The 26,380-nt window shown below is 50.8% G+C and carries 30 protein-coding genes; 24 read left to right on the forward strand and 6 right to left on the reverse strand.

What is annotated here, in order from left to right; genetic code table 11:
* Positions 1–291: 291 nt before the first annotated feature.
* Together K3T83_RS24240 and K3T83_RS24245 are read right to left on the reverse strand one after the other, a co-directional pair.
* Positions 292–1,389 (reverse strand): toll/interleukin-1 receptor domain-containing protein, encoded by a 1,098-nt coding sequence (locus K3T83_RS24240; RefSeq protein ID WP_220205503.1) that lies wholly within the window; start codon positions 1,387–1,389, stop codon positions 292–294.
* A gap of 65 nt (positions 1,390–1,454) precedes the next feature.
* Positions 1,455–1,859 carry a hypothetical protein gene (locus K3T83_RS24245; protein ID WP_220205504.1) on the reverse strand — a complete coding sequence of 135 codons (405 nt, stop codon included), beginning with the start codon at positions 1,857–1,859 and terminating at the stop codon, positions 1,455–1,457.
* 237 nt (positions 1,860–2,096) lie between these two features.
* On the opposite strand from K3T83_RS24245, the gene K3T83_RS24250 reads away from it, so the two are divergent.
* Complete coding sequence (locus K3T83_RS24250) at positions 2,097–2,681, forward strand: competence protein CoiA (protein WP_220205505.1); 585 nt, start codon at positions 2,097–2,099, stop codon at positions 2,679–2,681.
* A 518-nt stretch (positions 2,682–3,199) separates the two neighbouring features.
* Here K3T83_RS24250 and K3T83_RS24255 read toward each other — a convergent pair.
* Both K3T83_RS24255 and K3T83_RS24260 read right to left on the reverse strand, forming a co-directional pair.
* Positions 3,200–4,312, reverse strand: a complete 1,113-nt coding sequence (locus K3T83_RS24255) for a hypothetical protein (protein WP_220205506.1) — start codon at positions 4,310–4,312, stop codon at positions 3,200–3,202.
* A gap of 9 nt (positions 4,313–4,321) precedes the next feature.
* A complete protein-coding gene (locus K3T83_RS24260; RefSeq protein WP_220205507.1) occupies positions 4,322–5,626 on the reverse strand; it encodes a helix-turn-helix transcriptional regulator in 1,305 nt (434 codons plus the stop codon).
* A 365-nt stretch (positions 5,627–5,991) separates the two neighbouring features.
* Between K3T83_RS24260 and K3T83_RS24265 the strand changes: the two genes are divergently transcribed.
* The 4 genes from K3T83_RS24265 (at position 5,992) to K3T83_RS24275 (ending at position 7,076) form a co-directional block, all read left to right on the forward strand.
* The gene (locus K3T83_RS24265) at positions 5,992–6,327 is read left to right on the forward strand and encodes a hypothetical protein (RefSeq protein WP_220205508.1); all 336 of its coding nucleotides are present in this window, start codon (positions 5,992–5,994) and stop codon (positions 6,325–6,327) included.
* A 43-nt stretch (positions 6,328–6,370) separates the two neighbouring features.
* Positions 6,371–6,499, forward strand: a complete 129-nt coding sequence (locus K3T83_RS57280; RefSeq protein ID WP_268963474.1) for a hypothetical protein — start codon at positions 6,371–6,373, stop codon at positions 6,497–6,499.
* Positions 6,500–6,501: 2 nt separating this feature from the next.
* On the forward strand, positions 6,502–6,684 hold the full coding sequence (locus tag K3T83_RS24270; protein WP_220205509.1) for a YhcB family protein: 183 nt from the start codon (positions 6,502–6,504) through the stop codon (positions 6,682–6,684).
* Positions 6,685–6,827: 143 nt separating this feature from the next.
* Complete coding sequence (locus K3T83_RS24275) at positions 6,828–7,076, forward strand: hypothetical protein (RefSeq protein WP_220205510.1); 249 nt, start codon at positions 6,828–6,830, stop codon at positions 7,074–7,076.
* A 9-nt stretch (positions 7,077–7,085) separates the two neighbouring features.
* On the opposite strand, the gene K3T83_RS24280 is transcribed toward K3T83_RS24275, so the two are convergent.
* Positions 7,086–7,376 (reverse strand): helix-turn-helix domain-containing protein, encoded by a 291-nt coding sequence (locus K3T83_RS24280; RefSeq protein ID WP_220205511.1) that lies wholly within the window; start codon positions 7,374–7,376, stop codon positions 7,086–7,088.
* An 883-nt stretch (positions 7,377–8,259) separates the two neighbouring features.
* Between K3T83_RS24280 and K3T83_RS24285 the strand changes: the two genes are divergently transcribed.
* The 12 genes from K3T83_RS24285 to K3T83_RS24340 all read left to right on the forward strand — a co-directional run bounded on the left by K3T83_RS24285 (position 8,260) and on the right by K3T83_RS24340 (position 17,568).
* The gene (locus K3T83_RS24285; RefSeq protein ID WP_220205512.1) at positions 8,260–8,508 is read left to right on the forward strand and encodes a hypothetical protein; all 249 of its coding nucleotides are present in this window, start codon (positions 8,260–8,262) and stop codon (positions 8,506–8,508) included.
* 164 nt (positions 8,509–8,672) lie between these two features.
* On the forward strand, positions 8,673–8,837 hold the full coding sequence (locus tag K3T83_RS24290; protein ID WP_220205513.1) for a hypothetical protein: 165 nt from the start codon (positions 8,673–8,675) through the stop codon (positions 8,835–8,837).
* A gap of 140 nt (positions 8,838–8,977) precedes the next feature.
* The gene (locus K3T83_RS24295; protein WP_220205514.1) at positions 8,978–9,538 is read left to right on the forward strand and encodes a hypothetical protein; all 561 of its coding nucleotides are present in this window, start codon (positions 8,978–8,980) and stop codon (positions 9,536–9,538) included.
* A gap of 146 nt (positions 9,539–9,684) precedes the next feature.
* Entirely contained in the window at positions 9,685–10,128 is a 444-nt protein-coding gene (locus K3T83_RS24300; RefSeq protein WP_220205515.1) for a hypothetical protein, read from the forward strand.
* Positions 10,129–10,398: 270 nt separating this feature from the next.
* Complete coding sequence (locus K3T83_RS24305) at positions 10,399–10,602, forward strand: hypothetical protein (protein WP_220205516.1); 204 nt, start codon at positions 10,399–10,401, stop codon at positions 10,600–10,602.
* 229 nt (positions 10,603–10,831) lie between these two features.
* The gene (locus K3T83_RS24310; RefSeq protein ID WP_220205517.1) at positions 10,832–11,281 is read left to right on the forward strand and encodes a hypothetical protein; all 450 of its coding nucleotides are present in this window, start codon (positions 10,832–10,834) and stop codon (positions 11,279–11,281) included.
* Positions 11,278–11,625 carry a hypothetical protein gene (locus K3T83_RS24315; protein WP_220205518.1) on the forward strand — a complete coding sequence of 116 codons (348 nt, stop codon included), beginning with the start codon at positions 11,278–11,280 and terminating at the stop codon, positions 11,623–11,625. The genes K3T83_RS24310 and K3T83_RS24315 overlap by 4 nt, the downstream gene beginning before the upstream one ends.
* A 2-nt stretch (positions 11,626–11,627) precedes the next feature.
* The gene (locus tag K3T83_RS24320; RefSeq protein WP_220205519.1) at positions 11,628–12,209 is read left to right on the forward strand and encodes a hypothetical protein; all 582 of its coding nucleotides are present in this window, start codon (positions 11,628–11,630) and stop codon (positions 12,207–12,209) included.
* 18 nt (positions 12,210–12,227) lie between these two features.
* The gene (locus K3T83_RS24325) at positions 12,228–14,039 is read left to right on the forward strand and encodes an ATP-binding protein (RefSeq protein ID WP_220205520.1); all 1,812 of its coding nucleotides are present in this window, start codon (positions 12,228–12,230) and stop codon (positions 14,037–14,039) included.
* Positions 14,039–15,400 carry an HTH domain-containing protein gene (locus tag K3T83_RS24330; protein ID WP_220205521.1) on the forward strand — a complete coding sequence of 454 codons (1,362 nt, stop codon included), beginning with the start codon at positions 14,039–14,041 and terminating at the stop codon, positions 15,398–15,400. Before K3T83_RS24325 ends, K3T83_RS24330 begins: the two co-directional genes overlap by 1 nt.
* 141 nt (positions 15,401–15,541) lie before the next feature.
* Positions 15,542–15,928 carry a hypothetical protein gene (locus tag K3T83_RS24335; protein ID WP_220205522.1) on the forward strand — a complete coding sequence of 129 codons (387 nt, stop codon included), beginning with the start codon at positions 15,542–15,544 and terminating at the stop codon, positions 15,926–15,928.
* A 1,388-nt stretch (positions 15,929–17,316) separates the two neighbouring features.
* The gene (locus tag K3T83_RS24340) at positions 17,317–17,568 is read left to right on the forward strand and encodes a hypothetical protein (protein WP_220205523.1); all 252 of its coding nucleotides are present in this window, start codon (positions 17,317–17,319) and stop codon (positions 17,566–17,568) included.
* A gap of 928 nt (positions 17,569–18,496) precedes the next feature.
* On the opposite strand, the gene K3T83_RS24345 is transcribed toward K3T83_RS24340, so the two are convergent.
* The gene (locus K3T83_RS24345; RefSeq protein WP_220205524.1) at positions 18,497–19,381 is read right to left on the reverse strand and encodes a site-specific integrase; all 885 of its coding nucleotides are present in this window, start codon (positions 19,379–19,381) and stop codon (positions 18,497–18,499) included.
* Positions 19,382–20,596: 1,215 nt separating this feature from the next.
* Here K3T83_RS24345 and K3T83_RS24350 point away from each other — a divergent pair.
* The 7 genes from K3T83_RS24350 (at position 20,597) to dnaB (ending at position 26,364) form a co-directional block, all read left to right on the forward strand.
* Positions 20,597–20,893 carry a helix-turn-helix domain-containing protein gene (locus tag K3T83_RS24350; RefSeq protein WP_220205525.1) on the forward strand — a complete coding sequence of 99 codons (297 nt, stop codon included), beginning with the start codon at positions 20,597–20,599 and terminating at the stop codon, positions 20,891–20,893.
* Positions 20,869–21,186 carry a hypothetical protein gene (locus tag K3T83_RS24355; protein ID WP_220205526.1) on the forward strand — a complete coding sequence of 106 codons (318 nt, stop codon included), beginning with the start codon at positions 20,869–20,871 and terminating at the stop codon, positions 21,184–21,186. The genes K3T83_RS24350 and K3T83_RS24355 overlap by 25 nt, the downstream gene beginning before the upstream one ends.
* A complete protein-coding gene (locus K3T83_RS24360) occupies positions 21,183–22,379 on the forward strand; it encodes a phosphoadenosine phosphosulfate reductase domain-containing protein (RefSeq protein ID WP_220205527.1) in 1,197 nt (398 codons plus the stop codon). Before K3T83_RS24355 ends, K3T83_RS24360 begins: the two co-directional genes overlap by 4 nt.
* The gene (locus tag K3T83_RS24365; RefSeq protein ID WP_220205528.1) at positions 22,376–22,750 is read left to right on the forward strand and encodes a hypothetical protein; all 375 of its coding nucleotides are present in this window, start codon (positions 22,376–22,378) and stop codon (positions 22,748–22,750) included. Before K3T83_RS24360 ends, K3T83_RS24365 begins: the two co-directional genes overlap by 4 nt.
* Positions 22,747–23,631 carry a DNA adenine methylase gene (locus K3T83_RS24370; RefSeq protein WP_220205529.1) on the forward strand — a complete coding sequence of 295 codons (885 nt, stop codon included), beginning with the start codon at positions 22,747–22,749 and terminating at the stop codon, positions 23,629–23,631. Before K3T83_RS24365 ends, K3T83_RS24370 begins: the two co-directional genes overlap by 4 nt.
* 369 nt (positions 23,632–24,000) lie before the next feature.
* A complete protein-coding gene (locus tag K3T83_RS24375) occupies positions 24,001–24,987 on the forward strand; it encodes a hypothetical protein (protein ID WP_220205530.1) in 987 nt (328 codons plus the stop codon).
* A gap of 3 nt (positions 24,988–24,990) precedes the next feature.
* A complete protein-coding gene (dnaB, locus tag K3T83_RS24380) occupies positions 24,991–26,364 on the forward strand; it encodes a replicative DNA helicase (protein WP_220205531.1) in 1,374 nt (457 codons plus the stop codon).
* The last annotated feature ends 16 nt before the right edge of the window (positions 26,365–26,380 follow it).

Here is a 26,380-nt window from a genome sequence, read left to right on the forward strand (position 1 = left end):
AGCAGGGAGGAGAATAAGGTGCAATCTAAAAGTTTTCAGCCCCCATATGATACGCGACCACTTAATGTTTTCTAGTGTACTCTACAATGAAGAGATAATGCAAGCTTTCTCGATAAAAAACTTCTATGGGTGCAAGGCATATGATCTGAAGTTCCTAAGGGTCTATTCTACTACTCTAGCACTGAGACGGCTAAACACGGAGTAAGTGTTGCCTCTAGAGTAAATCCCTACCTTACTGATTTATAGCCCAAATCATCATATCGTCAAAAACTGGACTATTTCTCTAAAACATTAAACTTCGGTTTTGAGATCTCGCAGTAATCGATCTAATGATTTTTTATAGGTGTCACATTGTTTCCAACATGTGAAGTCGCCGATGTTACGTGTGTTGCGAATGAGTGTAGGCCAGCCATCTCCGATGTTCATCACAGCGTTATCTAAACGGATTGGAAAGAGCACAATATGACCTCTCTTACGTTCTTTGGCAAGTGCTGTTTCAACTTCCTGTTCAACCCATTGGCTACAAACGGAGTGTTCAGAGAGAATAAGCAGAAGTTTTTCGTAGAGGTGAATGGACTCATCGATACGTGAGCGTATTTTGTCACCCCACTTCAAGTCTTCAGGAGCAAACCAGCAACGGACACCATTGCATTGTAAATCTAAGTAGAGTTGCTCTACAAAAAGCTGATCTTTGGTGGAATAACTGATAAAACATGAATGGAATTTGATATGCTCGGCTATTAGTGACTGTGCATAGAGAATAAAAGGCTCTGGAACACCAGTCCCCCGAAGAAATTTTTCAGAGATCTTCCCATGTGACTGATAAATTGTATCAATGCTAATAGTCGAAGGTCCATAATGTTTTATAGTTGCAAGCCCTTTTGCTAAACTGAGATCAACTGCTCCCCAGATAGTCCATCTGGCCGAAGCTTGCTCAAATATAGTGCCTTTAAGACTAGCTGTTCTAAAGTCAGTTCCATTCAAATGTGCATGGCTTAAATCGGCATGATTAAGATTAGCCCCCATAAAGCTAGCACTGCCTAGATAAGCGCCTCGTAGGTTAGCTCTGCTCAGATTAGCTCCGTTGAAGGCAACAAAGAGAAGATTGGTTTTAAAAAAACTTGCCCCGACCAAATCTGCCACATAAGCAAAAGCTCCATTGAGATTGCTTTCATCGAAAATAGCATAAGACAGATAAGCCTCATAGAGATTAGCATGAATGAGACTCGCTTTTCTTAGGTTCGCTCCGTGAAGGTCGTAGTCGCTAAGATCTGCATTATCCAATGTGGCACTACTGAGATCTGGTTGTACCTCAGCATATTTTTGCCTCCATTGATTCCACGTCTTCGCCCCTTGTCTAAGCAAATTGAGATGCTCTTGATTTGCCATACATTTCCTTCTCGCTAAGTAGCCATACAGCATTCCATCAAGCTGATACGAATGTTGTCCTGCATTCATGCCATTGGCGGCAACTGCTCTGGATATTGCGCTTGTAGCTGATCTTCATATATTGCTGCGGAATCCTCTTTCGGACTCTCATTGGTATGCCCTGGAGCTTGTTCCCGATACCCCTGCTCATAAAGCGGCTGTTCTGGCAGAGAATGCTCCAGGGCAGCTTGTGAGGGCTGCACGTCAGGAGGCGCTGGCATGGGCTTCTCAAAGGAGGAGAGGATCTGCTGAAGCAACCGATAAATCCAGGCCGGGTGCATTGCGGCCCAGAGGATGAGCAAGCCTATTCCTATGGAGAAGAGCATCAGATAGTTTTGAGATGCGAGTCCATAGAGCACAAGCAGGACGGCGAGGACTGGGAAAAGGTTCCGTATTTTCTGTGCGGTCGTGTGTGAGGGCTGATGTCGCATGATGTCACCTCTTTTATTGTGGAAGAAAACACCTACCATAAAGAGTATACGCGGAATATTGCCAGATTTAAAGTGATAGTAGCAATGTGGGTATTATTCTTGTTCTGGCCCGTGCTGCGGACATGATTAGCAAAAGAGCAAATGAGTCTCTCTTTCTTTGTTTCTCCATACATTGACAAACGTAACAGAATATATTATTAAAAAATTATAGCGCGTTTTATAGACTGAAGGTGCATTATGCCGTTCGTTGCAAAAGATAAAACAACAGGAAATCGCATTGATATTACAAAACTTGAGAAACCTCGTTTAATGCTTCGAGCAGATGCTTGTATTTGCCAGTTATGTGAGAAGCCAATGATAATTAAGGCAGGTCTGCACAGACGGGCACATTTTGCGCATCATAAAGGGGAATGTGTTTCTGAATATGAGCGTGATCCAGATACCAATCCAGAAAGCCCACAACATCTGGCTGCAAAAGATTGGTTACGAGTTATGCTTCCTAAGCAGTATGTCGAGTATCGGGATGCGACACTTGAATTTGAGGTTCCAATTATAGAAGTCAGAAGAGTGGTTGATTTATTGGCGGTCTTTCGTACTGGGCATAGAGTAGCCCATGAAGTTCAGTTGTCACCAATCACCCCAGAAGTCTTGCAACAAAGGACGGACGACTATGAACAGGCCGGAATTGACGTTGTTTGGTGGCTTGGTAAAAGTGCGAAGTCAGAACCCAATCAAGACTGGTGTCTACAAACATTTGGACTCGTTTTCCTTATCGATCATGAGCAGATCTACAAGACTATCCATGATCAATCTCACGGATAGTCTTCAATGTTCTTGTATTGTTGAGAATGCATCTGTATCTGCCATTTTTTCAAGTGCAAGTTTTTCTTATGTGGATATATTAGTATCGTGCAGATGTCTTGTAAGAAATGAGGATGAACTATCATCTAATATGGAGCATTCTAATACATTTCCTGAGACACGATTAATGAGGGAAAGAAGATTGAGAATAAGCGAAATATGGAAAGATGTTTCGAGTCCCTCTTTTGAAAGCATGGAAAGGCACAGAAAAGTGTTAAGAAATTGGTTAGCACTTTTCCCAAATATGCCAGATGTAGATGAATTTGGCCGCCCCTGGGAACTCCATAAAAGAACTGGCAGAACTCCAATGCAACTACGATATTTTAAGCTCATCAAAAACAGAATAGTTGATAACTGATGAATAAAAGTAGTTAAGGGATCGCACGCATAGTCCATCTATATAGTAATTTTCATTGCTGATGTTACATGGGTGATGAGGTCTTCTATCTGGAGACCTCATCTTTTGTTCGGGATTTCCTCTATGTATATTTTCGCGCAAATGCTGTATATTTTGCGCGAAGTTCCTTAGCTCGATCTTCCACATCAGATAAAGGCATCCAGCGGCACTCGTAGCCAAGCAGTTTCTTGAAAATCGCCATGTGTCGTTCGCTAAAATGCACCGTTCCGTCGTCATCAATGTGTTCGATCCCATCAAACTGTTGAGCCGTTGTATTGATGCTTACAGCCTCGGTTAGTGTGATTCCATTGGGAAGAACGACTTCCACGCCTTGCGCGTTGACTTTCACAGGAAATGCTCCTGGCAATCCATTAGGACCAGGAGCATGTATAACCGTGCCTCTGTCGTTCACCATCCCATCGAAAATGATGGCTGCTGATGTTGCGGTCATTTGATTACCTGGTGTGCGTTTCAGGGTGCCAGGAAGAAGATCAAACACAGTACTCATCGTCAGTTGTTGTGTGAGATCTTGTCCATCTACTGTGACAGAGAGATGAAATGGAGCGCCGTCAGAAGTCCCTTTACGAGACGCCCAATAATGAACATGATGCTGTGCCACTAAGCGCACATCAATCTTTTCTACTGGCTGACTTAACTTGATGGCGAGGGATTTTTTGAGCGCAGGTATATTGTTCGCTATGTCGCCAATGCCGGTTGTTGGAGCAAGACCAACCTTGTTTAAGATAGCGTGGACGACGTCGGGATAGGTGGCATTCATCACCTTTACGTCTAGACCAGTTTGTTGCACTGCAAGCATCAACTTGTAAACTAGCGTGAGATGGAGTGGCAACCACGGGCCTATTTGAGCTTGATAGAGTCGTTCTGCAACCTGCTTGGGTAGAGCATTGAGTACTCCCCATTTTTGCAACGTTGCCGCGCAGAAAATAATATCTGGCTGAAATTGTGTGATCACTTCAGCCGTGTGTTCCACGTTCATAAGATCAACAGAAGCCAACTCTACTTCAGGGTACAAACCAAATTGCATTGCGGCGAAGAGGGAGAGATTTGTTCGTTGTTGAAGATAATCCTGCTTTCTCCCCCCGATGAGAAAGCGGTGTTGACCTGGAACACGGAGAAAAAGGTCGAAGACGTTGGCCCCAACGTCTCCTAACCCTACAAAAAAGATGCGTTGCACAATGACCTCTTATCTATTCTTTTGTAGTTGGAAGCGTTCGATGATATGTTGGATTGGATCTTCCTTGAGCCAATCTGTTGGCATCTCTTCAGTGAAAATGTTGATCGCCTCATCATACCGTTTTTTGCTCTTGAGTGCGAGAGCGCTGGTCAACCCATCATCAAAACACTCAGCATAGCGATCTAGATCTCTTAACATGATTGCTGCGCGGCCTTGCTGGTTACGGATCTCCAGCCGGTTACGCTCAGGAACAACTATTCCGAGGTCATTGACTGTACCGAACATATGCCATGCTTGCTCATATTCACCTAAATCAAGGTGGACAGAGCCGGTATAGAAAATCAGAAGATATTTTCCATAATCAGCCAGGGCTGCTACTGGATCACGATCGGCTCGTGAAGGAAAGGTTTCTTGTGCTAGCTCAATGTAGAAACGAGCTTCTCGTTTACGGCCAGTTTTTGCAAATGCAGAAGCCGAGGCTGCGTAGACACGTGATTGAAGCAACGGAGAAGCTTGATCAACATAAGTGAGGGCTTCCTGATAGGTTCTGAGTGATTTCTCGGGTTGTTTCGCATATTTGTGCGCTACTGCCAGCTCCGTGAGGGCTGAAACTAATGTATTTCCTTCGCCGGAAAGTCTTGCATGCTCTACTGCCTGCTCGCAGAACGCTACTTTATCTTGTAAACGAAGGTTATGGGCAGTAAGCACACTTTGAAGCCGCAGGCCTTGCGAAGCAAGTCTTGCTGCTTCCTTATGCTGAGGAGCTAATTGTAACATCTTTGGAAGAAAGGTCGATAGCATCTGCCCGGAGACATCCAGTTCTCCGTTATTGCTTAATCCCCAACAACTCGCAATCATCGATTCAAAGTAGGCGTAGGTTTCTTGTGAAGGAGAGGAAGATGTTTGTGCATGGGCAAGTCTTTCCCACGGTTCAGCGGTCGTGAGGATCTGAGGAGCCGCGATAGTCGCTCCTGCTATTTTCATTAATTTTGCGAGGGCATCCCTTTTCGATTTATCAAAAAGTACCATTGCCGTAGTGCCTCCTAGCCTCAATAAGTCAGAGATAGCAGCTTCTTCTTCGCTCGTGAGCAGTAGTATCTGCCGATCGTCATCGGAGTAGAGTAGTTCTACAAATCCTAGATCTGCATCGGAGCAGCCGAAGGCTTCACGTAAGAGTTTGCGAGATTCAAAGTTTGGAGAGTGTGTTCCATGTTCCCATCGTTGGTATGTTCGCACAGAGACTTGTGCTTGCTCAGCTGCCTCCTCCTGAGACCAGCCTTTTCTGATGCGAGCATCGTGCAATCTTTTGTTCACTTCACCAACTCGTTTCTCATCTCATAGAGTACTGACATCTTCTTCTTTGTCCAGGGCAATACAGGTAAAAGATACTTTATGCGAAAAGTGTCGTCAAAGTGACATGCTTCCTTGTTGCTAACCGTGTCGTGTTTTTGACAGGATAATTACGCTATCCTGTCGTGGTACATTACTTCCTTATCCTGTAATCTTCTTCCTAGAAAACAACTGCGCATCGAGGTCCGGTGAATATCCTGGAACGAGACGCATCGGATCTCATACAGAATCGGTTACTACTGTGAGAAATGCGGAAACACACGAATTGTTAGCGCTATCAACAAGTATAGCATACTTGGAGCTATGGCTTCATTTTTCGGGAGAGTCGTATGGAAATCACTGTCATCGATGATGCCTTGCAGGTAGAACAATTCCAGGGCTGGCTCTCTACTCACGCGACCCAAGTTGTTGGACGCGCAGGAATGTGTTTTCTCTCCCCTCTGGCAACGTGGATCTCTGAGCGAACAGGATGCCTTTGTGGGACAGACGATCTGTTCTATGGCCGGGCGGCAGTTGCCAATTGTTCCTGGCACCTGCTTCCCCAATGGGCTGTGCGTTTCAACGCTCGACTAGAGCGCATTGCCTTTTGCCCAGTGACCGGATTAGAAGCCTTACAGGAATTAGCACACATCAAAACGACTATTGTTTTCACTCAAGCCGCGTAGTACTCGCGTTGATGGCAAGACAGCGGAGAAAGGATTTCATAGTATGCCTGATATCAATGTCACAGTGAATCTCTGGTTTATGATTGCTCTTTGTCTGGTCAGTATGATTCTCGGGGGATTGCTTTTCAATAATCGGGCGGGAAACCGGGATAGTTATCGGGATCGCTACTAATTATGGACGAACTGTGGTTGTTAAGTTTTTCTCTCGCTTTCGTGATTTCCTTCATCTCATTGGTGATTGGGTTCTTGATTGGGATAGTCGTTCACTGGTTGGCAACACGTGAGCAGCGTCACATTCTTAAACGGTATCGCGAACGCGAACAGCAACGCAAACGATGGAATCAACCAGTGGAATGAGAATAGGAGCAAAAAACATTTCCCTTATAGAAATTGACCGGCCTGACCGTCAAAGCGGCGTGCCGGGTGCAATTGCCCGGCCAGGCAGTATGTCCAGGTGATGCAATCGTTTGATGAATTTTTAGCCGAGGAGAGGTGCTTTTATGATGAAACGTTCTCGTGAGCCACAACCAATTATTCTCCCGCTGTCGAGATATGAGAAGGCAACACAACCTACATCAGTTGACCAGCCTGGTTCCAATTCGCTATGCGGTAGATGCGATACTCCCACTGAGGTTGGAGGCCGCTTTTGTGGTCAATGTGGCATGCAACTTATACCAATGGGGACGATACTGGTCTCGCTGAACTACGATGGCATAGAGTCAGGGATAGGTGCAGGTACAGCGAGATGAATTGAGGTACTAAGCCTTTTTAGCCACATGAGGATTATTGCCATTTTGAGAGGGGGTAGGCGCTGCATCAGAATGGCTGGTTGATATGGATTTACGACGCCCTTTCGGTCCTGGTTTGCGCGGTTGGGCAAGGAAAGCTTTAAGGGAATCTTCGTAGACCATCCAGTCATGAGCCGGTTTGATCCCTTCAATTGTCTTATTTCTCAGGAGGCGCTGGATATGTTCCCGACTCAGGCCGGATAACTGCATAGCCTCCGTTGTGGAGAGAAGCACGCGACCATCACTAAGAACTTGTGGCATTCGATCCTCTCGTTAGTAATGCTGTATATCCGTCTAAATTTCATCTAAGTATAACATTGATTTAATTTTGTGGCTAGACACTTGACAATTATGCTGTGTATGCTGCATAATATAGTTATGAATTATGACGCATATACGTCATAATTGTCAAGGGCAAATAGAAAGACACCTGCGGCTGCAACCGTAAGTGTCTCCTAGAACCCAACAACGGCATCGGTACTGTCTAGCCTGGAAAACTGTCAGTGCCGATGCTCCAGAATCAGGTCTACAGGCATTATAACCTATTGGACCTGATGGCGCACTTCACACAGATGAATATCGATCCACACCGCAGGTGAGCAGCCACGGCTGATTGAGGTCACTCCGACTGTTTTCATGGATCGATGAGAGAACAGCACGTTAACAAACAGATACCCATTGAGCCTTGAGGGATTGTCTTGAAGGTGCAGGAAGGGGTCTCAAAAGGTCTCGTGGTCTAGCGAGGATGATAGCAAGCTAGAACCAGTGTCGTGACGAAGGAAGCAACGTTGACTCAGCGCGATACAAGCGAGGCTCAAACGCCCAGCTAGTGGCGTGCTCCCACAGAGCAAATAACTCTCGCGCCAGTGAGTGGCGCGTTACGAAGTGGCTCCGCGCCTGGGATCGGTGGCGCGAGACGAAATAAACCACACGCCTGGTTGCGTGGCGTGAAACGAAGTGACGCTTCAGAGGGAGCGAGAGAGGTGATGCTCGGAAAGGATGGGTAGCAAGAGAGCATCCCTCCCGTAAGCCCTCATTGCCTGACCGTCAAGCGGTGTGCCGGAAGTGCAATCCTCCGGCCAGGCAATAGCCAGTCCTTATGGCTGGTAAAGAATAACCACATTTTACTAGAAAGGAAAACGACGTGTCTCTCACACCAGAACAAATAGCGGCGATTGAAGCTAGAGCGCGTGCTGATGCCGATGCTGATGTGCAACGCCTGGCGGCAGCAGGCTATTCGCCCGAGCAAATCAAAGCGATGGCGAGCGAATTAGCCTATGAGAGAGCGACACAAAGCTGGAATGTTCACGCTCACGAGTACACCTCGGAGATGCAGGAGCAATCACCAGTGGAGCCACCTTCAGCCGCGAAACCCTGGTGGAAATTCTGGTAGCCCGTTTTCTCAATACCTGGTCCGTTCAAGCGGGAACTGAGGTGCAATCCCTCAGTTGGGTCTTTCGGATTGAAGTCGTAGTGCGTTCTGCGAACGAGTATCGCCCAGCAAGCCCCTATTAAGACTTCTGCTGGGCAATGTCAGTGCAGCATAGGAGGCCGCAAATGGCACTCTATTCTCCTCCATCTTTTTCAGAGGATGAAGAAGAGAATGAAGACTTCGTTTTTCCAGTGCCCGAAGAGAGCGATGAGGATGACGAAGACACGGAATTGGTTATCACGATTGTCCCGTATGAGGAAGGGCTTGCCATCCTCAATGCAAATGTGTAGTGCTTGCCTGTTGAACTTTTCCGGAGCCTGATCCGTCCAAGCGGGAGCTGGGGTGCAACTCCTCAGTCAGGTCTTGTGCTTGCGGGTTGTAGTGCGTTCCTGTGGTTTCCCTCATAATCTCATCTTAAAGGAATACGGTGATGCAACACCTTTCTGATGCGCCACCGCGCTGTCTGGTCTATCATGCCAAAGATCTCCAGATGAGGCACACTCCCTGTGCAGAGTACTGGTTGACAGACCGTATCCAACACTATCAGTTGGTGGCAGAAGTGGCAGCGAGAGTGGAATATGTGCGCGCCTTCACGACGCATACGCGTCTTTCCTGGATGTCGCGCCAGGAAATTGTCTGGTTTCTTCCTGATGAACCCCTGCGCTCCACTGCTATCGGCGATGTGATCTTTGTGTGTGAAACCGGGACGGCCTGGCTGGTCCAGCATCGTGAACTGCACCATATCCCCGCTGGATGGTATGGAGGCAGTAATATGGATATTCTCAATGCCTTGACGCTTGCCCGCCGCATGCATCACGGCACGATCTACTATCGGGATCAGGTGGGCAATAAGGCAGTAGTGGAACTGACGAAAGAGGAGGGAAACGTCAGCACGGTTCTCGTCAATGGTCGGTATGGCTCCAATCTCAGCGTCTTGCACCACTCTTTCCTGGATTTAGATCATTCTTGGTCTCTTCGTTGTCCTCTCTAATGCGGAAAAGAGCGAGGGCGGGCCTCCTTGCACGGATACTCGCCCCCAAGTGACTGCGATCTCCTCACACACCTGGTCTCTCTTCGAGCATACCGATGCGAGTACTGGTGTCAAGCACACACAACAAGAGTGAAAGGAAACCGTTCATGTCAATGCAACAACTGCCTTCCATCCGTACGCTGAGCAAGGCTTTCGCCAATCCAGAACGCGCCTTTACGCATGCTGATCTGGTTGCATTCTTTCAGACCTCCTTTGGCACCTATCAAGATCCAAGCTATGAGCTGCTGAAAGTTTCCCTTTTACCAGAAATCGCCGTTCCAGCCACGTGGCAAGTGGATTATCGTGCGATCTATCCAGGCGCGCAACCACGTCATTTCAGTACGCTCATCATCCAAAAAGAGGGCTATGATGGCAAGCCGTACCTGAATATCACCATGCCGGAGGAAGTTCCCTCGGGGTTTTCTATGCCCCAGGAGGAGGATGCTGAAATGGAGCGGCGGGAGGTGGACGTGCTGAAAAAATGGAAAGAACAGCGAGCGCGAAAGCAGGAAGAGGATGCGACGGCTCCCCCAGACGAGCCTGCGGAGTAACCCCTTTCCTCAAGGGAGACAACGGAAGCACTCAAGCAGCCAAGCCTTGTGAATACGAGCGTGAGTTGAGTCATTATGATGCCAGATCCGTCAAAGCGGTTGCCGGTGGTGCAATTCCCCGGTCAGGCTTTTTTTCTTGAGCAGTGTAGTGCATTTTGCTGTGACGTGTTCCCGGCGTGCGTCGATGGAGTGTGTCTCTAGAGCAAATGAACGCCCAAACAGTTCTGACTCAACTGTTTGGGCTTCGCATGCCGACATAGGAGGTCGAACATGCTTGGTCTCTATTTTACCTCAGATGACGATGAGGTGGAAGATGTTTCTTCAGAGGAGGTCCATACCCCCTCCAATCCGTATTGTGGCGATCTGAATTGCTGGTGTCATACCAGCGTTTCCTATCATGTGGAAGTCACTGAATTACCTGAAATCGTTGATGCAGCAGCCTACGCAACCGCATTGAACTTTTACGGCGTCTAAGAGGGAAACTGGCAAGAGCCTTGTTTCCCTTCCCTCCGTTTCAACTCATCGCAGCATCTTATGTGTTCATTGTCGTCTGGTCTCTGGTCGCTGTGTTCTTCATCTGGAAACGGTGGCCAGGTGCGAGCCGATAGTGGCCCAGTGCTGGTAGTGCGTTCTCTGTAGAGCAGCGTGTAGGAGTAAATCATGTCACTCCTGCATGTTTGGATATGAATTCTCTGGAGGTTTGATGATGGAAAACAAGACGGCTCAATCAGGGGGTCATCCCCCTGGAGCCGTACCAAACAAGGAAGCGAAGCAGCGAAAAGCAGAACGAGGCGAGGGCAGGAAGCAGACACTTGCTAGCTTGCTAGCTGGAAGCATTTTTTGCGTGATGCTCAATACTGTCGGCATGCTGGTCTACTTCTCCTCTCTCGAAGCCGCCTGGTGGATACGCGGCCTGGTGGCAGTGATACTCCTGGGAGAACTTGTTCTGTACTTCTTATGGGGCATGGTCGTGGAAGGTCGCATCAGCAAACAAACCCTGCTCATGGCTTTGTGCAGGCCAGTGCGCCGCATTGCTCTATTCCTCATACATGTGACAGCTCCCTATGTACAGGAGGAAGGTCTTCTGCTGGTGGTCCTCGATCTTTCAGTGCCTTCCTCTGACACGCAATCACCCGCCAGCGAGGTGCAATGATGGCAGAGCCGGATTTGATCCCTGAAGGGTTTCAGCGCGACCAGCTACCGCCATCAACGAGTGCAGAACTGCCAGGACAGGCGCAAGGGGTGTTTTTTACGCTGGAATTGGATATCCATGAAGCCCTTCTCCACAAAATCGAGGGCTGGTTTGAGGGGCGTGACGAAGTGGTCTTGGTGGACTATGGCAAGACCGATAAAGAGGGTCTCGGTTACATCATGCTTGAGTGGGAAGAATGCGAGGTCGATTCCCTGTTCCTCGCGATCCTGCGAGATGAACCAATGGTGATCGATTTCACCACCTATACACGCGATATCGGCGAAGACGAAGAAGAGGAGAGCTAACTATGACCACTACCAGACGTTCGCGCAACACGCGCGCACCTGCTAGCACGACCGCTGGCTCGGTTGTTGCGCCGGTCTCGACGGTGAGCTATGCGCCGTCTACCCATCCACCCAAGTTTATCACCCTCGTTGGTGTCGGCTTCTTGATCCTGTTCGTGGTCGCGCTGCTCACGCAGATCCAGACGAACGAAGCATTTATCACGAACGCTGGTCAAGTCAACGTCTACAAACCCAATTGGGCCATTTTGTGGCAACCCATTGCACTGATCATGGGCGATCTGTCGCCACAAGATGCCATCGCCACGATCTTTGGCTGGGGCATCGAGTTGATTTACCTGGGTTTTGTCGTCGGCTACGAACTGATGCAACATTCGGTGGCACGCTCAGGCTTGCTCATGGGACGCATTTTCAAGACCGGTTCATGGATTATCGTCGGCTTCAATATGTGGACCGACTACAACTACGGCACGCTCTCGACCGCTGCCTGGGGGCATGCCGCCTTCGCGTTCATCACCGCGTTTATCGTCGGCTTTTTCGGAACCATTGGCCTCGCGCTCATCGAACATGGCTGGTCGCGAGCTTAACACATAAGGGATACGAACATGGAAGATCAACGCCAGCTGCCAACCGCACCTGACCAGATTGGGGAGCCAGCCCTCCCCATCTGGCAGCGCATCACCAAAGGGCAGGTGATCGTGACCAGCGCGGCGCTCGTCGCCTCGGGTGCCGCTGATGTAGCTATGCACTTCGATAAAACGGGCATGTTCTTTGGCTTGTTGGCCGTTGGAGCCATTGCCAGACATAGCGATGAGATCGCGAAATGGTTGGTTCCTGGCAGCGGCGCTGAGACCCATGCTCGTCTTGTTGAGGCCACACAGCACGTCGTGAATACTGTTTCGCCAGCGACTCCGATGGTCTATGTTGACCAATCGGCGCAAGCCAAGCTCAAACGGCTCTTCGGCTTCCGCTCGGAGAAAACCGCTGGCCTCTATCTACAAACGCCAAGCACCGCACCAGTTCCGCCACAACAGAGCGCACTGGCTACCAGCGCCGCGTCAATACAACCGTCATCAGAGATAACTAGCACCAGCCAGGGGCGAGCCTGGAGAAAAGGCGCGCTGAAATGGGGCGAGTCAGTACGCTTTGGCCGTCGCTTCGATCCTCAATTCAACAGTGTCTTTGGGCGTGGATTGCTCATCACTGGCACACAAGGAGCAGGCAAAACCAACTTAATCGGCTCGACCATTCTGAGTGCGGCACGCAACAATGTGCCGTGTTTGCTGGTCGATGTGAAGGATGAATACTATCCCTTACGCGAGAAGCACCAGACAATTATCTCGTGTGGGCATCCCGACTATGCAGATGAGGCAGGCACGCCATACTATAGTGTGACGCCAGAGAACGCCGAAGAGTTTGCGCACGACCTGATGGAGTATGGCGCGCAGGCCATCTTTAACGTCCAGTCCTACGCGGACGCCAATGAGATGGCCGAAACGCTCGCGCTGATCTTGCCCGCGCTGATCGACTGGTCGCGTGGCCTGGACAACGAGGAAGAGCGACCGCCATGTTTGATTGTCACCGACGAGGCGCACAATCTCGTCCCAGAACAACCAGCGCTCTCAGCTCTGCCCATCAGCAAGCCAAACTTTCAACATCTGAAAACGGCCTATAGCATGATTGCCAACATGGGCCGCTCCTATGGCTATACCCTTGTGATGGCAACGCAGCGGCTCGCCAACATCTCGAAAGCCTCGATTGCTAACCTCAATATCCAAATCATCATGAAACAGGACTTAGACAAGGATATCGAGCGTTGCGAGGATTATATTGGGAAAGAATTGTGCAAGCAGTTGCGTGATTTGCCGACAGGTCAGGGCTTTGTACGTGGTCTCTCGAAAAATCCGATGTTAGTGCAGTTTGACAAGCAAGAGGCGCGTCATGTCTCAAAGACACCAAATCTTGAGCGAGCGCAAAAAAGATACAAGCAGAACGCTGATCGCTTGCCAGAGAGAATGCGTGTCCAGGTTACGGCAGCAAATAAGCATGTACGGCCTGGCCAGACGCCGGTTGAGCGTGAAATTTCTCGACGTTACGGCCGTAACGTCACCAGTGAACATCTCGACCAATTTGAGCTTGACAACAGCGATGTTACGGCCGTAACTTACGGCCGTAACAATGCAGTTCCTTCCGCTTCTGGAGCCGCCGTAAGCGGGCAAAATACCGCCGTAACTCCTGGAAGTGAGTTACCAGGTGGCTGGGACGAGAAAAAGCTCGATATGTTACCGGGATTTTACCTCGTGTTTAACAGCCTGGACGACACACTCAAAGCGTTACAACTTTCGACGAGCCAGAAAAACCGCGATTTTGCTCGCAACACGTTGAAGCAGCAAGGAATCTGGAAGGAGGCCAAATAATGGCGGCAACACAAGCGCTTCTCACGAAGAAAAAGCAACTCCCGCTCGCCGTCCGCGCTGGCAAGCGCATCACGAGATGGTCGAAAGCGCTCTCGATTATCCTCGCGGCCAGTGCCGAGCCGCTCATGCGCTACACGACGATCTATCTGGCGCTGGCAACAGCATTGCCAGTTATCAAGGTTGATGCGCTCTATAGCGCGTGTCAGGGTGTCGTGATTGCAGCTCCTGAGTTCGTGATTATTGGCGCGTTCAACATTGCTGACGAGGAGTTGAAGCGCAAAGACGGCCAGCGGACATGGGGCTGGATACTGCGCATGATCTGTCTGCTCATGAGCCTGATCATGATTGCAACGTTCGTGGACATCTTTATCGTGCGCTTCGACGAACTGGCGTTGAAGCTGCTCAACTTTGCCAGATGTTTGATAGCAGTCGGTTTTACAGTGACGTTGGGGAAGCTGGACCGCGACGACGAGGATGAGGAGAGCGCGGCCAGCGCCAACACGCAACCGGCAACGACGAACGGACCGGCTTCCGCATCATCACAAGCAACGCTCGACCAGGCGCTTGCAAAATTGAAAGATGAACTGCTTCAACAGATCCGCGTCGAGGTTCGTTCACATATTCACGTCGCCGAGGTCGTCGAAGCAGCGGACAGGACATCACTTGCAAACAATCTGCTGCCTACTGGCAATAGGACAGCGACCGCCGAAACAGGAGGACAGGACAGCGAAAGCGAGAGGACAACGACCGCGAAAGCCTCGCAATCAATAGGACACGAGAGCGATAGGACAGCGGAAAGCGAACAGGACAGCGACCGCTCAACGGTTAGGACAGCAACCGCAAAAGTCGAGAAGGCAGGCGAAAATAAGCTCGACTTGACACTCGACTTCTTACGAGAGAATCCGGGCCGCGCCATCTCACCAGATATTGACGCGCTGCTCGCTGCCCACCTGGGCCTCAATCGGCCTGCCAGCGCTCGTTTCTGGCGGTTGAAGGCACAAGAACTGCTCGACGCGGAAGCGGGTAACAAGAGCAACGATCAAGGCGCATTCGCACGCGTACTGGCCTACGTTCAGACGCACGAGCCGACCACACAGAGAGAGGTCGCTGGTCATTTGGGTATCACTGAGCGAACAGTGAGACGCCACTTTGCAGCCTTACGCGCAAGCGGACAATTGCCAATCACCTGGACGCGCAATGAAGAGGACAACAACCAAGTAGGAGGACAGGAAAGCACAACGCAACCAATAGGACAGCCGACACCGGAAAGCGACCCATCGAACGAGCGGACAGAGGACAGCGAAGAACAGGACAGCGAAAGCATGGACAATGTTGTCCTCTTCCGGCACGCTGCTCGATAGGACAGCAAAAGAGCCTCATTCGCCAAAGCGAGTGCCAGCGTGCGAACCTCTGGCGAGGCATTTTAAGTTTGGCTCGTAGTGCGTTATGACAAACAAGCTTCCCGCATGATCGATGGAGGAAAGCAAAAAAGTGAGGGAGACATGAAGAACAGTATCTTTTTTAAAGGGTCGGAACACAAACAGCGTTTTGTCGAGGCCATGCAACGCATCGGAGGGAAAATCTACCAGGGGAAGTTTGATCCTGAGTATGCAACAGCTGTGTACGTCTTAACGGCGGATCTTTCCACCTGGCGAAAGGCGGGAGACTATGTAGCCTGCGATGGCATTGATGTTGAAAGACTGCTCGAAGAGGTGGACTTTTCCGGCAGCTATCAAGTCCTCATCAGATGGGCCGGGAATCTGTTCAATGAACAGCAGCACCTTGACCCTATCGAGACACTCCGCCTGGATGAAGGCAACTTTCAGCTCGTCCTCTCTGCACTGCTCATTCGGCGCTACGGCCTCCAGGTGAGCGACTTCACCTCTTGAGCCAGCAAAAGCATCCTCTCGTATCAGAGAATGTGCTACGCGTCGTCACATCGATCCTTCAACCATTGCATCCCTCATTCATCAAAGGAAGGGCCGGAGGGCAACCCTCTAGCGAGGTAGTGGCGTTGGGCTGTCGGGCACTGCAAGAGAAGATGCTGAGAAGGAACCGTGACTGAATCACGGCTCCTCTTGAGCTTTGCATCTGGTGATCAGAATTCTGCCTTCCTCCTTCCTTTCTGCCTTGATTCTACAAGATACTCAACGGCCACCCCAGCAGCATAGAGGAGAAAGAAATTGAACAGAGTCCCACTGACAAAAGACGACAACGTTTGAAGGAGATTCCCCCAGTCAACAAATTTCAGTGTCAGGGCATGAGCTTTCTCGTCGAAGAAGACTGGGAAGTACACCAGAAGCAAGTGAACCATATTGAGGGCGAGAATCATCCAGGCAGCTCGTTTACACCAAGTGCCTACCTCATGATCTTTGAACACATGTAAGAGTCTATCCATAGCAAATCCCTTTCCTGTAGGACGAGGATCACGATGTTTGTGCTATGTCAGCAAGAGTTCTCTCTGCCTTTTTGAAGAAGAAAAAGAGAGGGGTTGTCAGCCTTCACATTGTCTTCCCCAGCGTCTCACTTTCCCTCAAGAGGCTGTCAATGGTCTATGCAGCAAAGAACCTGAGCTGTTCATTGGGTGAGTATACCCTAGAAAGGGTGAGGGTGAGATTGGAAATGGGTTGGAAACGAGTTGGAAACATGAGAAGGGAAAGACTTATCTGACTCGTATCGACGTATGAGTCAGCCAACTCGACGAGGCCGACTCTCAATCTATTCGGTCAGGGATTTCTTGATCCCCATTGTGCTTGGCGCTCCATTAGGATCAGTTCTTTATTGGGTGGAGTGAGAGGAGGGCTGATCAGGTGGGAACAGAGACAGGCTCCAGCCCCACCTGATCAGTCACTTACTGCTGCTGGCGCTCGTTGTTCAACGATTGCACAGCAACGTCGTGGTCCTTATCGACCTCGTCCTGGCTACCCTTTGCCCTGAGAACTCACCCCTCCTCAACTTGTCCAGCCGCCGACTGTCTTCCTCACTTCTCTCATGAGGATCTACTTCATCATGAGAGAAATGAAGAGCGAGGGAGCCTTACGCTTTCTTAGCAGACGGCCGACCGTGGCAGTCTGAGCAATTGCAGTGTTTGGTGGCAACCGCATTGCCTACTCGCATTTGTTTGCAGTGCGAGCCGCATTTGTCAGACACTTGCCCTCTCCTTTCAGGGAAGATTGAGCCGGGAAGAAGAGGCGGGCAGAGAGAGGCCGCAGCTCTACTGCGTACAGCCCCTCTCGCACTCGCTAAAGATCGTCGTTACGGATTAGAAAGAAGGCCGATGCCTACGCGTTCGGGCAGACGGGATCGTGCCCGTACGACTTCTCCTTATCACAGCACCAGTTGTAGGCGCAGTTGTTCTCGCCGGGGGCATGGTCCTCCCAGCAATGGATACACGTTGCCATTACGTTCGTTCACCTCCTCTCAGGAGAGTGATGGAACGGACGGGGGATACTACCTCCTGCCTCATGAAGATCTTGTTATCGGTGCCCGCTTAGTGGTCTCGATTTACCGACCACTGCGGGAGTCGTAGTTCTCGCATGTGGTGTTACCGCAGTAGTACCAGCCGTCTACGAGTGTCATGGCTTTTTTGCACGCGTTACATTTCATCATGTTGGTTCACCTCCTCTCGTTCCTCTACAGGGCAGGGATTCGGGGAACAAAACATGCTGTTCCAGTGTGGCTCCTCATGTGGTGGGAGGTTCCGTCCCGGAACGACGATGTCCGGGACGGAACCCCATCACTCACTCAGGTCAGCCACCGTTGCAGTGGTGGTTGACGCAAGCCAGCCCCATGCAGCAGGTCACGCACTGCGTGTGCTCGCAAGCGGGCGGAGGGCTAGCCATCGGGATCGGGTGCACAGGCACCGGGATCAGATCAGGAAACATGTTGGTTCACCTCCTCTCGTTCCTCTACAGGGCAGGGGTTCGGGAAACGAAACATGCTGTTCCCCGAAGACTTGTCTGACGCACACCTACACGTGGGTCAGCCAACTCTACGAGGCCGACTCCCAATATATCTGCTCAGGGATCAAGGGATCCCTCTTGTGCTCGGCACTCCGTTCGGATCGGTTCTTTCCAACCAAGCCCCAGCGCAAGCGCAGGAACGTGGCTTCTACCGAGGAAGGCGAACCGTGCCTTGAGAGGCGCCTTAAGGTAGTTCTATACAACACTTTTGTTATAGCTCAGAAAAGGAGAAAATACAGTAGGAAAGAGATAGAAAAGAAGTTGAAACTGAGTTGAAAATAGATTTGATAGAGAATAAAATAAGATATTTAGTAGAATATATGATGTTTTATACAAAAGAAACTTTACTGAATAAACTTAATAATTTAATACGTATCGATATGAAGATGCGTGTAAAGGATTTAGAGAGGAGCAGAGAAGCTTTTCCTTCATGATACGATCCACTCACAATGCAGCTTCTTCCAACAACTGAGGGACAAAGAAGAGGTGGAACATCTACCGCACATAGTGGCGTAGCACCACATCCAGGCGATTATGTCCAAGAGCCTGTGAGACCAGAAGAATCGCCTGACGGTCATAGTCTCCTGGATGCAAGCGGCCTGTTGCTTTCGGTAAGGTGCGCCTTGGAGCATGATGCAGATAGAGCGCCTGTGCATAGGCCCGCCGGTAACTATGAATGTCCAGGTGCTTGGGAAGATGTGGAAAGACAAGGGCATCAGCCTCTTTGCCTTCTTGTATGACGGCGAGGACGGCCTGTTCATGGCCCGGAAGCACTGGCACCTCTCGCGTCTTCCCCCCTTTGCCGCTAGCAACATGGACGGAGATCGTGCCATCGTGTGTTTGAGAGATATCTCGAAAGTGCAACATTTGCACTTCTTGGCGACGCAACCCGGTCGCTGAGAGGAATTGAAGCAGCGGCTGCCAGTTGGCTGGTTGAAAGTGGCGATCATGGGCGACTGCAAGACGAGAGCGGGTGATATTCGCTCTGCTGCGACGCGGGAGGGAAACCTCTTGTGCTAAGGTGCGATTGTCAAAAAAGAGCCGGAGGGCAGAGCGCTCAACCTGGAGCGTATAGGGACTTTTTCCTTCGGCAATATGCTCACGGAGCCACGTTGCTACCAGCTCGTTCGCCTGGGTATCCAGATCCTCCAACTGTTTGATCTGATAGGTGCGACGCGCCCAACTGACGAACTTGAGGGTATGTTCCTGGTAGACTGAGCGGGTTTTGAAGGAATGGATCATGCCAGTGGAAACTGACCAGACCTTCCCCTGTTGCGCACGCAACGTCTCTTTGGCTTCGCGGCGGCTCTGCCCGATTGCCATCTTGTGATCCAGGCGCTCTAATGACGCTTTGATAATACTTTTGGAGTGTGTCGCCATGCGCTCACGTCCTTTCAGAGAGGAGGCAGAGGAAAGGGGTACTACCAGAGAAACACATGACGAGGACGGCAGGAGCAGGTCAAACTTGTACGTGATGCAACGCTGGCGCTAGACCGGCGAGGCGCATACGAGACCTCACGACCTGCCTTTTGTTCTCAAGATGACCTCGACACTGTTTAGAACTCCATGCTCTCGCAGAGATTTCTAACCGCGTCGCCCATCTCGAAGCGAGCAGGAGCAGGAACATCCTACAGAAACGCACAACAAGGACATCTCACGATCCTGCCGAAGGACTCTCGCCACCGGCAGGCCATATTACCAACCGTTGGTAATATGCTGTGGCAAAGTTAAAATTATTTTAACTTCTCGTTCTCGTCAAATTTAGAAAATTTCAAAATTTGCGGGAAAGTTAGAACCGTTCTAACTTTGCGAGAAAAGTACAAATTTTGTACTTTTCTTTGAGCAAGTCCGTTATGTGCGGGAGCAAGCTCAACCAACACCAGGAGGACGAGTCCCGGTCATTTCCAGGAGTAAACTCAACTGGGCTTGCAGACTCACAAGAGACACGTGCAGTGCAAGCACTGTTTCAGCGTGTCTGACCGGCTCGCTGCCAAACGCAAGCGAAGCATCAAACAATACGATCATTGTACCAGAGAAGCGGACGAAAAACCAGCCGTGACGCGTCATTTTGCAGAAGGGACATTGGAGGGAATGATTGCATCCATCTCCATAATCGTCAACTGCTCTCGTAGCGGATGCGCGTCTGTGATACGAGCCAAAAAGAAGGTCTGTTTCCTTCCAGATCGAGGAGGTGACTTCTCAAAAGTTGAGAAACGTTTCTCGGAGTTTTGGCCGATCTCTACCTCGTATTGTCAGCCGAGTTTCGGTATCATTGTTTCTTGCTGAGGATGTTCTGGAGCCGAAACTCAGGCCAATCGCACCGAATTTTCCTCAATTTGGAATCCTCCTCATGTTTTGGTGCATTTACTTCTGGTATTGTGGCCTGAAGCTTAGTATGATTGTTCCAGGAACCCATAGCCTTGAGGAGGAAGGAGAAGCGTCGATGAACAGTTCATAGCCAAAAAAGAAAAGTGCTGGCAGATGTGAGGCAACACTTCTACCAGCGTTTGTACCTCGCATTTGTATGGTCATCCATTCGCGTGAATCTCGTGTTTGCACAATCGAGATTCACGCTCTCAAAGGAGTTACAAATTTATGATAACACACGGAATCTATGCAGGAGAACCCCGTGATGCTATGCATGCAACCCTTTCATGTTCACCCCTGAGATACCAGCGGCTCCTGCGCGGCTGGTCGCAGCAAGATGTTGCTGATGAACTCTACAAACGATGCGCAGAGGAAGGCAAAGCCGATGTTGCCATTTGCGCCAAACTGGTTGGACGGTGGGAACGCGGCGAGAGCAAACCACGCCCGATCTACCGCAAGCATCTTTGTACCCTCTATGGTCTCACGGCTGAGCAACTTGGATGGCTCACCGGGTTGGAGGCGTGACCGTGAAGCAAGGAAAACACACACGAGGTGCCGTCGGTTCTCTCACCTATCAGAAGCATCTTGACACCATGACCGTCGAAGAGGGGATCGCCTGGCTCATGGGAATGAAAGAGCGCCTCACCTCCAAACAGCAACGAGAGCGCCGCTATCTGGATCGGCGAGCAGCTCGCGGAACCCAGACGCCGACGGATGATGCCTACGAGCAAGATCAAGTGCTGGAGTCGGAACTGTTAGCGCTGCTTGAAGGCCTCATTGACCAATTTCAGCGCGATATGACAGGAGGCCAGAGATGAAACGCGAGAGCTTATGGGAAGGAGAGCGCCTGACACTTGAGCATGCTCAGGAATTGACCAGAGAGTCGTTGCAGCTTTATGGGGCAGGATATCGTCACTGGGCAATTGCCTACAGCGGTGGGAAGGATAGCACCGCCCTTGTCACGTATGTTGCCTCTCTTATTCAGTCAGAGATGATCCCAGCTCCCTCTTCACTGACGGTCTTGTATGCCGATACCAGAATGGAGTTGCCGCCGCTGCATGCCTGTGCGATGACCATTCTGAGCGAGTTGCAGAAAGCGGGCATCAAGACCCAGATTGTCTTGCCTGCCCTGGATGACAGGTTCTTTGTCTATATGTTTGGTCGAGGTGTCCCTGCACCGAAAAACCTGTTTCGCTGGTGTACTCCTCAGATCAAAGTGGAACCGATGGAACAAGCACTCGTCAGCTTGCGAAGCCAGTATGGGGAGAAGTTCCTGATGCTGACCGGGGTGCGCCTAGGTGAGAGTGCGGCTCGCGATCAGCGCATTGCCCTCTCCTGTTCCCGTGATGGGGCCGAATGCGGACAAGGGTGGTTTCAAGCCAAGACGCCTGAATCCGTCGCCGATACGCTGGCCCCCTTGCTGCATTGGAGAGTGTGCCATGTGTGGGACTGGCTGACCTTCTACGCACCAACTCAGAGCTTCTCAACCCAGCTGGTGGCCGAGTCCTATGGTGGCGATGAGGCCGAAGAGATCAACGCTCGGACTGGCTGTGTGGGCTGCAATCTCGCATCAAAGGACGTTGCTCTCGATACAGTGCTGAAACTTCCTCAATGGCACTATCTTGCCCCTCTCAAACGGTTACGTCCACTCTATCAGGAGTTGATGAAACCTCGCTATCGCCTTCGCAAGCAGGAGGAGCGCAAGAAAGACGGTTCCCTCTCCAAGTCGCCGATGCGTATGGGGCCATATCACATGGATGCCCGACGCTATGGATTGAGTCAGGTCCTCGCCATTCAGAACGAGGTGAATCGGACCGCTAGCGAGCAAGGGCGACCACTGATCGATCTGATCAACGAAGAAGAGCACGCTCGCATTTTAGAGTTAATTGCTTTGAATACCTGGCCGGACCGCTGGACCGGTCAGGAAGTCCGCGCTGATGTTCTGGTGCCACAGATTGTGGCAGAGGGCATTGTCCAGCCTTTGCTAGAGATGAGCGAGGTGCAAGCATGATAACACTGGAAGATTTCCTCATCCGCAAAGCGAGTACTCCAGCGCCAACCATTGTCTGTTTATGCGGTTCAACTCGCTTTTCACAAGCGTTTCAAGAGGCCAACCTACGAGAAACGCTGGCCGGAAAGATTGTGCTTTCCATTGGCTGTGATACGAAATCGGACTACGATCTGGCGCTTGGTCCGGTTGATAAAACCGCCCTGGATCTGCTTCACTTCTTCAAAATCGATCTGGCACATGAAGTTCTGGTGCTCAATGTTGGCGGTTACATAGGTGAATCGACCCAACGCGAGATCGCCTATGCCAGAAAATCAGGCAAAGTGATCCGTTGGCTGGAGCCGGTCTATGAAAGCGAGGGATATCTCCTATGAATGTGCCAGCGCTTCGTTCTCCGCTGAAATGGATTGGAGGAAAGTACGCCTCGGCCTCGCGCATTGTGGCGGCTTTTCCTTCGCCGCATAGCTATACCACCTATCTGGAGCCGTGTGGGGGCGCGGCTCATGTCCTGATGCAGAAGCCCAATTGGGGCCATCGGGAAATTTACAATGATCTGAATGATGACCTGGTGAACTTCTGGCTCCAGGTCCGTGACCACGCGGACGGGCTGGTTGCCTCTCTCAGCACGCTGCCTTACAGCCGCAAACTGTACTACGATGCGCATAGACGGCTTTTTGATGGCAGCGAGAGAGACCCACTTGAGCGGGCGGCCCTGTTCTTCTACGTGTTGCGCGGAACTGGCACTGGTTGGCTCCGAGCAGCGCCAGTTGGCTGGAACAATACAACAAGTAGTGCTGCGGCCTATCGTTCCGTTCTGGATCTCTTTACGCTGGTTCAAGAGCGGCTAACGCAGCCAAAGGTGATCATCGAGAACCGGGATGTGTTGCGTGTGCTTGAAGAGTATGATTCTCCGACCACGTTGCATTATGTCGATCCCCCTTATATTGGAGCAGAATACTATTATCAGGCTGGAATACGCAAGCACCCCAAACAGCGCTTCGATCATGAGCGTTTAGCCGAACGGCTCAATATGCTACAGGGCTATGTCGCCCTCTCCTATTATCCTCACGCTGATCTGGATGTGTGGTATCCCGCACCTCGCTGGCGTCGGCTCGTTTGGCATCAACACAAACCCTCGACACTGGCGGGAGCTGTTGGAGAAGAGATGCGCGAAGCCACTGAAGTGTTGTTGTGCAATTATCCATTGCCTGTGCAATCCCTGTGGTCTGAGTCCTTAGAAGAAGGTGGCGTATGAAACTACTTCTTGGAGGAAATGTGCAGATAATTTGGGGAGTGACAGGAAATGATGGTTGCCTTCTCACGACTTCTCAGGCTGTTGGAAGCTCTATTGTCTCTCAGAGAATAAGCATGCCTTTTCTTACGCATCATCAAATCTGGCTTTGCTTATCTGCTCCCTTTTCCGGTCGGTTTTCAGGTTTCCTTCCAGGTTCTGTTCTGGTTTACAGGTGCTTTTCAGATCGATTTACAGATTTACAGGTTTCCTTCCAGGTTGATTTCAGGTTCAGTCCAGGTTCTATATGCTATATCTCCAATGTCATCAGGAGCAATGCTGTACACCGACTTGCATTGCACTGTCTCATGTTCATGAAAGCGAGGAGATCCTATGGCAACACGTCGCATGCTGCCCACCAAGTTCTTGAAAGACCCTGATGTGATGGCACTCAGTAGTGGCGATGTCCGGCTGATCCTCATCGGCCTAGTCCTTAACGCTGATGACGAAGGCCGGGAGCTGGCCCACACCAAGTTACTAGGTCGGGAATTGGACTATGCCCCGGAGATCATTGAGCAAGCCCTGCAAGAACTGGAGGCCAATGACCTCATTCAACTCTATCAGGGAGGCAAACATCGCTACTATAGCCTGACCCGCTGGTATGAGTGGCAAACACTCAATAAACCCACACGTTCCAAATATCCAGCGCCTCCTTCATCAGAGGACAAACATCAGGAGCTTTCTGAAACGGGAATCATTACCTCCCAACTTTCCCCGGAAAATCCGGGGGAATCCGGGAAAATTCTAGATACTCCCGGAAAAACCCCGCTAGAAGGGGAAGGGGAAGGGAAGAGAACTGAATCTGAAAGGGAAGAGGAAGAGGAAAGTAACGTTATTCCCTTTCCCCCTTTGTCCACCCGCGTCGACGGCAACCAGATACAAGAGCAAGCGGATCAGCAGCAACACGTGACGCAGATGAGTGTCCAGGTGGCTGAGATCCTCAAACTCGCGGCAACTCCCCCTTTGAGGCGATTGGTGGCGGAATTTCTGCGCGTTCCAGGCCTTTCGCTGCTCAGTGAAGCCGACGCCGCTCGTGAATGGATCGATGATCCCGCACGCAACAAGAAACGACAACGGATGACGCTGGCATTTTTCCGGCGCTGGCTCAAACGTGAACGCGAAATGGTGGCCGAACGTCAGGCAAAGTGGCAACAAAGCGCGGAGACAAAGGCCATTGGCACTAGCAGTCGTGCTAGTGGCGCAACTGCTAGTGCTACAGGGCAGAGCGCCACTCATCGCAGTCTGATGCATTTGGAACAGGAATACCGCGCCGCCTTCAATGGGCCTGCACGGGCTAGTGAACGAAAGGAACAGAGCTAAGCCATGATGGAACGAGCGTTACCTTTTAGCATCGAGGCAGAAGAAGGAGTCCTGGGAAGCTTGCTGATTGATCCTGATGCACTGGATCTGGTGATGGATCTGCTCTCGGCGGATGACTTTTACCGCGATGCACATCGCACCCTGTACGAGACGATTCTCACGCTGGCAGCACGCCGGGAACTGGCCGATTTCATCACGTTGTGCAACGAATTGGAACGGGGAGGCAAACTCAAAGCGATGGGAGGCCGTGCCTTCATTTCCTCGCTGGTGAATGTTGTGCCGACCAGTGGCAACATCGAATACTACGGTCGCATTGTGGCATTGAAGGCATTGGCTCGCCGCCTTATTCACGTTGCAGGGCAAATTGCCGGGGCTGCGTACACCGATGAAGAACATGCGCTGGAGACGGCTGAGCAACTGATCTTTGCTCTGGGGCAGAGCCGTCTGACGTCTGAATTCTCCCACATCAGCACCATCATCGAGGAGTGCATGGAAGGCTTACAGGCACTGCACGAACGTCAAGAAAAAGTCATTGGCGTGCCGACGGGCTTTCACCATCTCGATTTTCCGCTAGGAGGCCTGCACCCTTCAGACTTGATTATCCTGGCCGCTCGTCCAGCAGTTGGAAAAACGAGCTTTGCGCTGAGTGTCGCCTCCAATGCCGCCTATCAGTCTGACCGTCATGTCGCCGTCTTCTCTCTGGAAATGAGCAAGAAACAGTTGGGCATGCGCCTGGTGTCGATGACCTCGCAGATCGATCAGCAACGGCTTCGGACGGGATGGATCATGGATGAAGAGTGGGAACAGGTTATCAGTGCTATGAACGCACTGTCCTCAGGGCATTTGTGGATCGATGATACCCCTGCGCTCTCTGTCCCAGCCTTACGCAGCAAGGCCCGACGTTTGCACACCCAACACCCTCTGGATCTCATCGTGGTGGACTATCTGCAACTCATGCATGCCGCTTCAGACAAACGCTCTCAGAACCGGGAGCAGGAGATTGCGGAGATTAGCCGAGGTCTCAAAGCTATTGCCAAAGAGTTACAGGTGCCGGTGCTGGCGCTCGCTCAACTCTCCAGGGCCGTCGAAAGTCGTCGGAACAAGTTTCCACAACTCTCCGACCTGCGCGAATCGGGAGCCATCGAGAACGATGCCGATGTGGTGCTTTTCATCTACCGGGAGGAACTCTACGACCCGGAAAACATAGAGGCCAGGGGCACCGCTGATATCATCATCGCCAAACACCGCAATGGACCTGTCGGCACCATCAGGCTAGGTTTTGATGCTGCTCGCACCCGCTTTCATACGCTTGAATTGAGTTCTTCAGATGAAATTGGCTCTTCACATAGTCAGGAAGACACGGACGCTGAACAATAACGCTTTGTTGTAAGAA

Source organism: Reticulibacter mediterranei (assembly GCF_016587455.1).

What these genes read in the sequence shown, in the direction of transcription:
- K3T83_RS24270 (WP_220205509.1), top strand. Translation starts at nt 6,502, where the DNA reads ATGGACGAACTGTGGTTGTTAAGTTTTTCTCTCGCTTTCGTGATTTCC.
- K3T83_RS24350 (WP_220205525.1), top strand. Translation starts at nt 20,597, where the DNA reads ATGATAACACACGGAATCTATGCAGGAGAACCCCGTGATGCTATGCAT.
- K3T83_RS24250 (WP_220205505.1), top strand. Translation starts at nt 2,097, where the DNA reads ATGCCGTTCGTTGCAAAAGATAAAACAACAGGAAATCGCATTGATATT.
- K3T83_RS24300 (WP_220205515.1), top strand. Translation starts at nt 9,685, where the DNA reads ATGTCAATGCAACAACTGCCTTCCATCCGTACGCTGAGCAAGGCTTTC.
- K3T83_RS24240 (WP_220205503.1), bottom strand. Translation starts at nt 1,389, where the DNA reads ATGGCAAATCAAGAGCATCTCAATTTGCTTAGACAAGGGGCGAAGACG.
- K3T83_RS24290 (WP_220205513.1), top strand. Translation starts at nt 8,673, where the DNA reads ATGGCACTCTATTCTCCTCCATCTTTTTCAGAGGATGAAGAAGAGAAT.
- dnaB (WP_220205531.1), top strand. Translation starts at nt 24,991, where the DNA reads ATGATGGAACGAGCGTTACCTTTTAGCATCGAGGCAGAAGAAGGAGTC.
- K3T83_RS24280 (WP_220205511.1), bottom strand. Translation starts at nt 7,376, where the DNA reads ATGCCACAAGTTCTTAGTGATGGTCGCGTGCTTCTCTCCACAACGGAG.
- K3T83_RS24315 (WP_220205518.1), top strand. Translation starts at nt 11,278, where the DNA reads ATGATGGCAGAGCCGGATTTGATCCCTGAAGGGTTTCAGCGCGACCAG.
- K3T83_RS24345 (WP_220205524.1), bottom strand. Translation starts at nt 19,381, where the DNA reads ATGGCGACACACTCCAAAAGTATTATCAAAGCGTCATTAGAGCGCCTG.
- K3T83_RS24320 (WP_220205519.1), top strand. Translation starts at nt 11,628, where the DNA reads ATGACCACTACCAGACGTTCGCGCAACACGCGCGCACCTGCTAGCACG.
- K3T83_RS24330 (WP_220205521.1), top strand. Translation starts at nt 14,039, where the DNA reads ATGGCGGCAACACAAGCGCTTCTCACGAAGAAAAAGCAACTCCCGCTC.
- K3T83_RS24335 (WP_220205522.1), top strand. Translation starts at nt 15,542, where the DNA reads ATGAAGAACAGTATCTTTTTTAAAGGGTCGGAACACAAACAGCGTTTT.
- K3T83_RS24305 (WP_220205516.1), top strand. Translation starts at nt 10,399, where the DNA reads ATGCTTGGTCTCTATTTTACCTCAGATGACGATGAGGTGGAAGATGTT.
- K3T83_RS24265 (WP_220205508.1), top strand. Translation starts at nt 5,992, where the DNA reads ATGGAAATCACTGTCATCGATGATGCCTTGCAGGTAGAACAATTCCAG.
- K3T83_RS24310 (WP_220205517.1), top strand. Translation starts at nt 10,832, where the DNA reads ATGATGGAAAACAAGACGGCTCAATCAGGGGGTCATCCCCCTGGAGCC.
- K3T83_RS24355 (WP_220205526.1), top strand. Translation starts at nt 20,869, where the DNA reads ATGGCTCACCGGGTTGGAGGCGTGACCGTGAAGCAAGGAAAACACACA.
- K3T83_RS57280 (WP_268963474.1), top strand. Translation starts at nt 6,371, where the DNA reads ATGCCTGATATCAATGTCACAGTGAATCTCTGGTTTATGATTGCTCTT.
- K3T83_RS24340 (WP_220205523.1), top strand. Translation starts at nt 17,317, where the DNA reads ATGCCTACGCGTTCGGGCAGACGGGATCGTGCCCGTACGACTTCTCCT.
- K3T83_RS24295 (WP_220205514.1), top strand. Translation starts at nt 8,978, where the DNA reads ATGCAACACCTTTCTGATGCGCCACCGCGCTGTCTGGTCTATCATGCC.
- K3T83_RS24375 (WP_220205530.1), top strand. Translation starts at nt 24,001, where the DNA reads ATGGCAACACGTCGCATGCTGCCCACCAAGTTCTTGAAAGACCCTGAT.
- K3T83_RS24370 (WP_220205529.1), top strand. Translation starts at nt 22,747, where the DNA reads ATGAATGTGCCAGCGCTTCGTTCTCCGCTGAAATGGATTGGAGGAAAG.
- K3T83_RS24325 (WP_220205520.1), top strand. Translation starts at nt 12,228, where the DNA reads ATGGAAGATCAACGCCAGCTGCCAACCGCACCTGACCAGATTGGGGAG.
- K3T83_RS24275 (WP_220205510.1), top strand. Translation starts at nt 6,828, where the DNA reads ATGATGAAACGTTCTCGTGAGCCACAACCAATTATTCTCCCGCTGTCG.
- K3T83_RS24365 (WP_220205528.1), top strand. Translation starts at nt 22,376, where the DNA reads ATGATAACACTGGAAGATTTCCTCATCCGCAAAGCGAGTACTCCAGCG.
- K3T83_RS24360 (WP_220205527.1), top strand. Translation starts at nt 21,183, where the DNA reads ATGAAACGCGAGAGCTTATGGGAAGGAGAGCGCCTGACACTTGAGCAT.
- K3T83_RS24245 (WP_220205504.1), bottom strand. Translation starts at nt 1,859, where the DNA reads ATGCGACATCAGCCCTCACACACGACCGCACAGAAAATACGGAACCTT.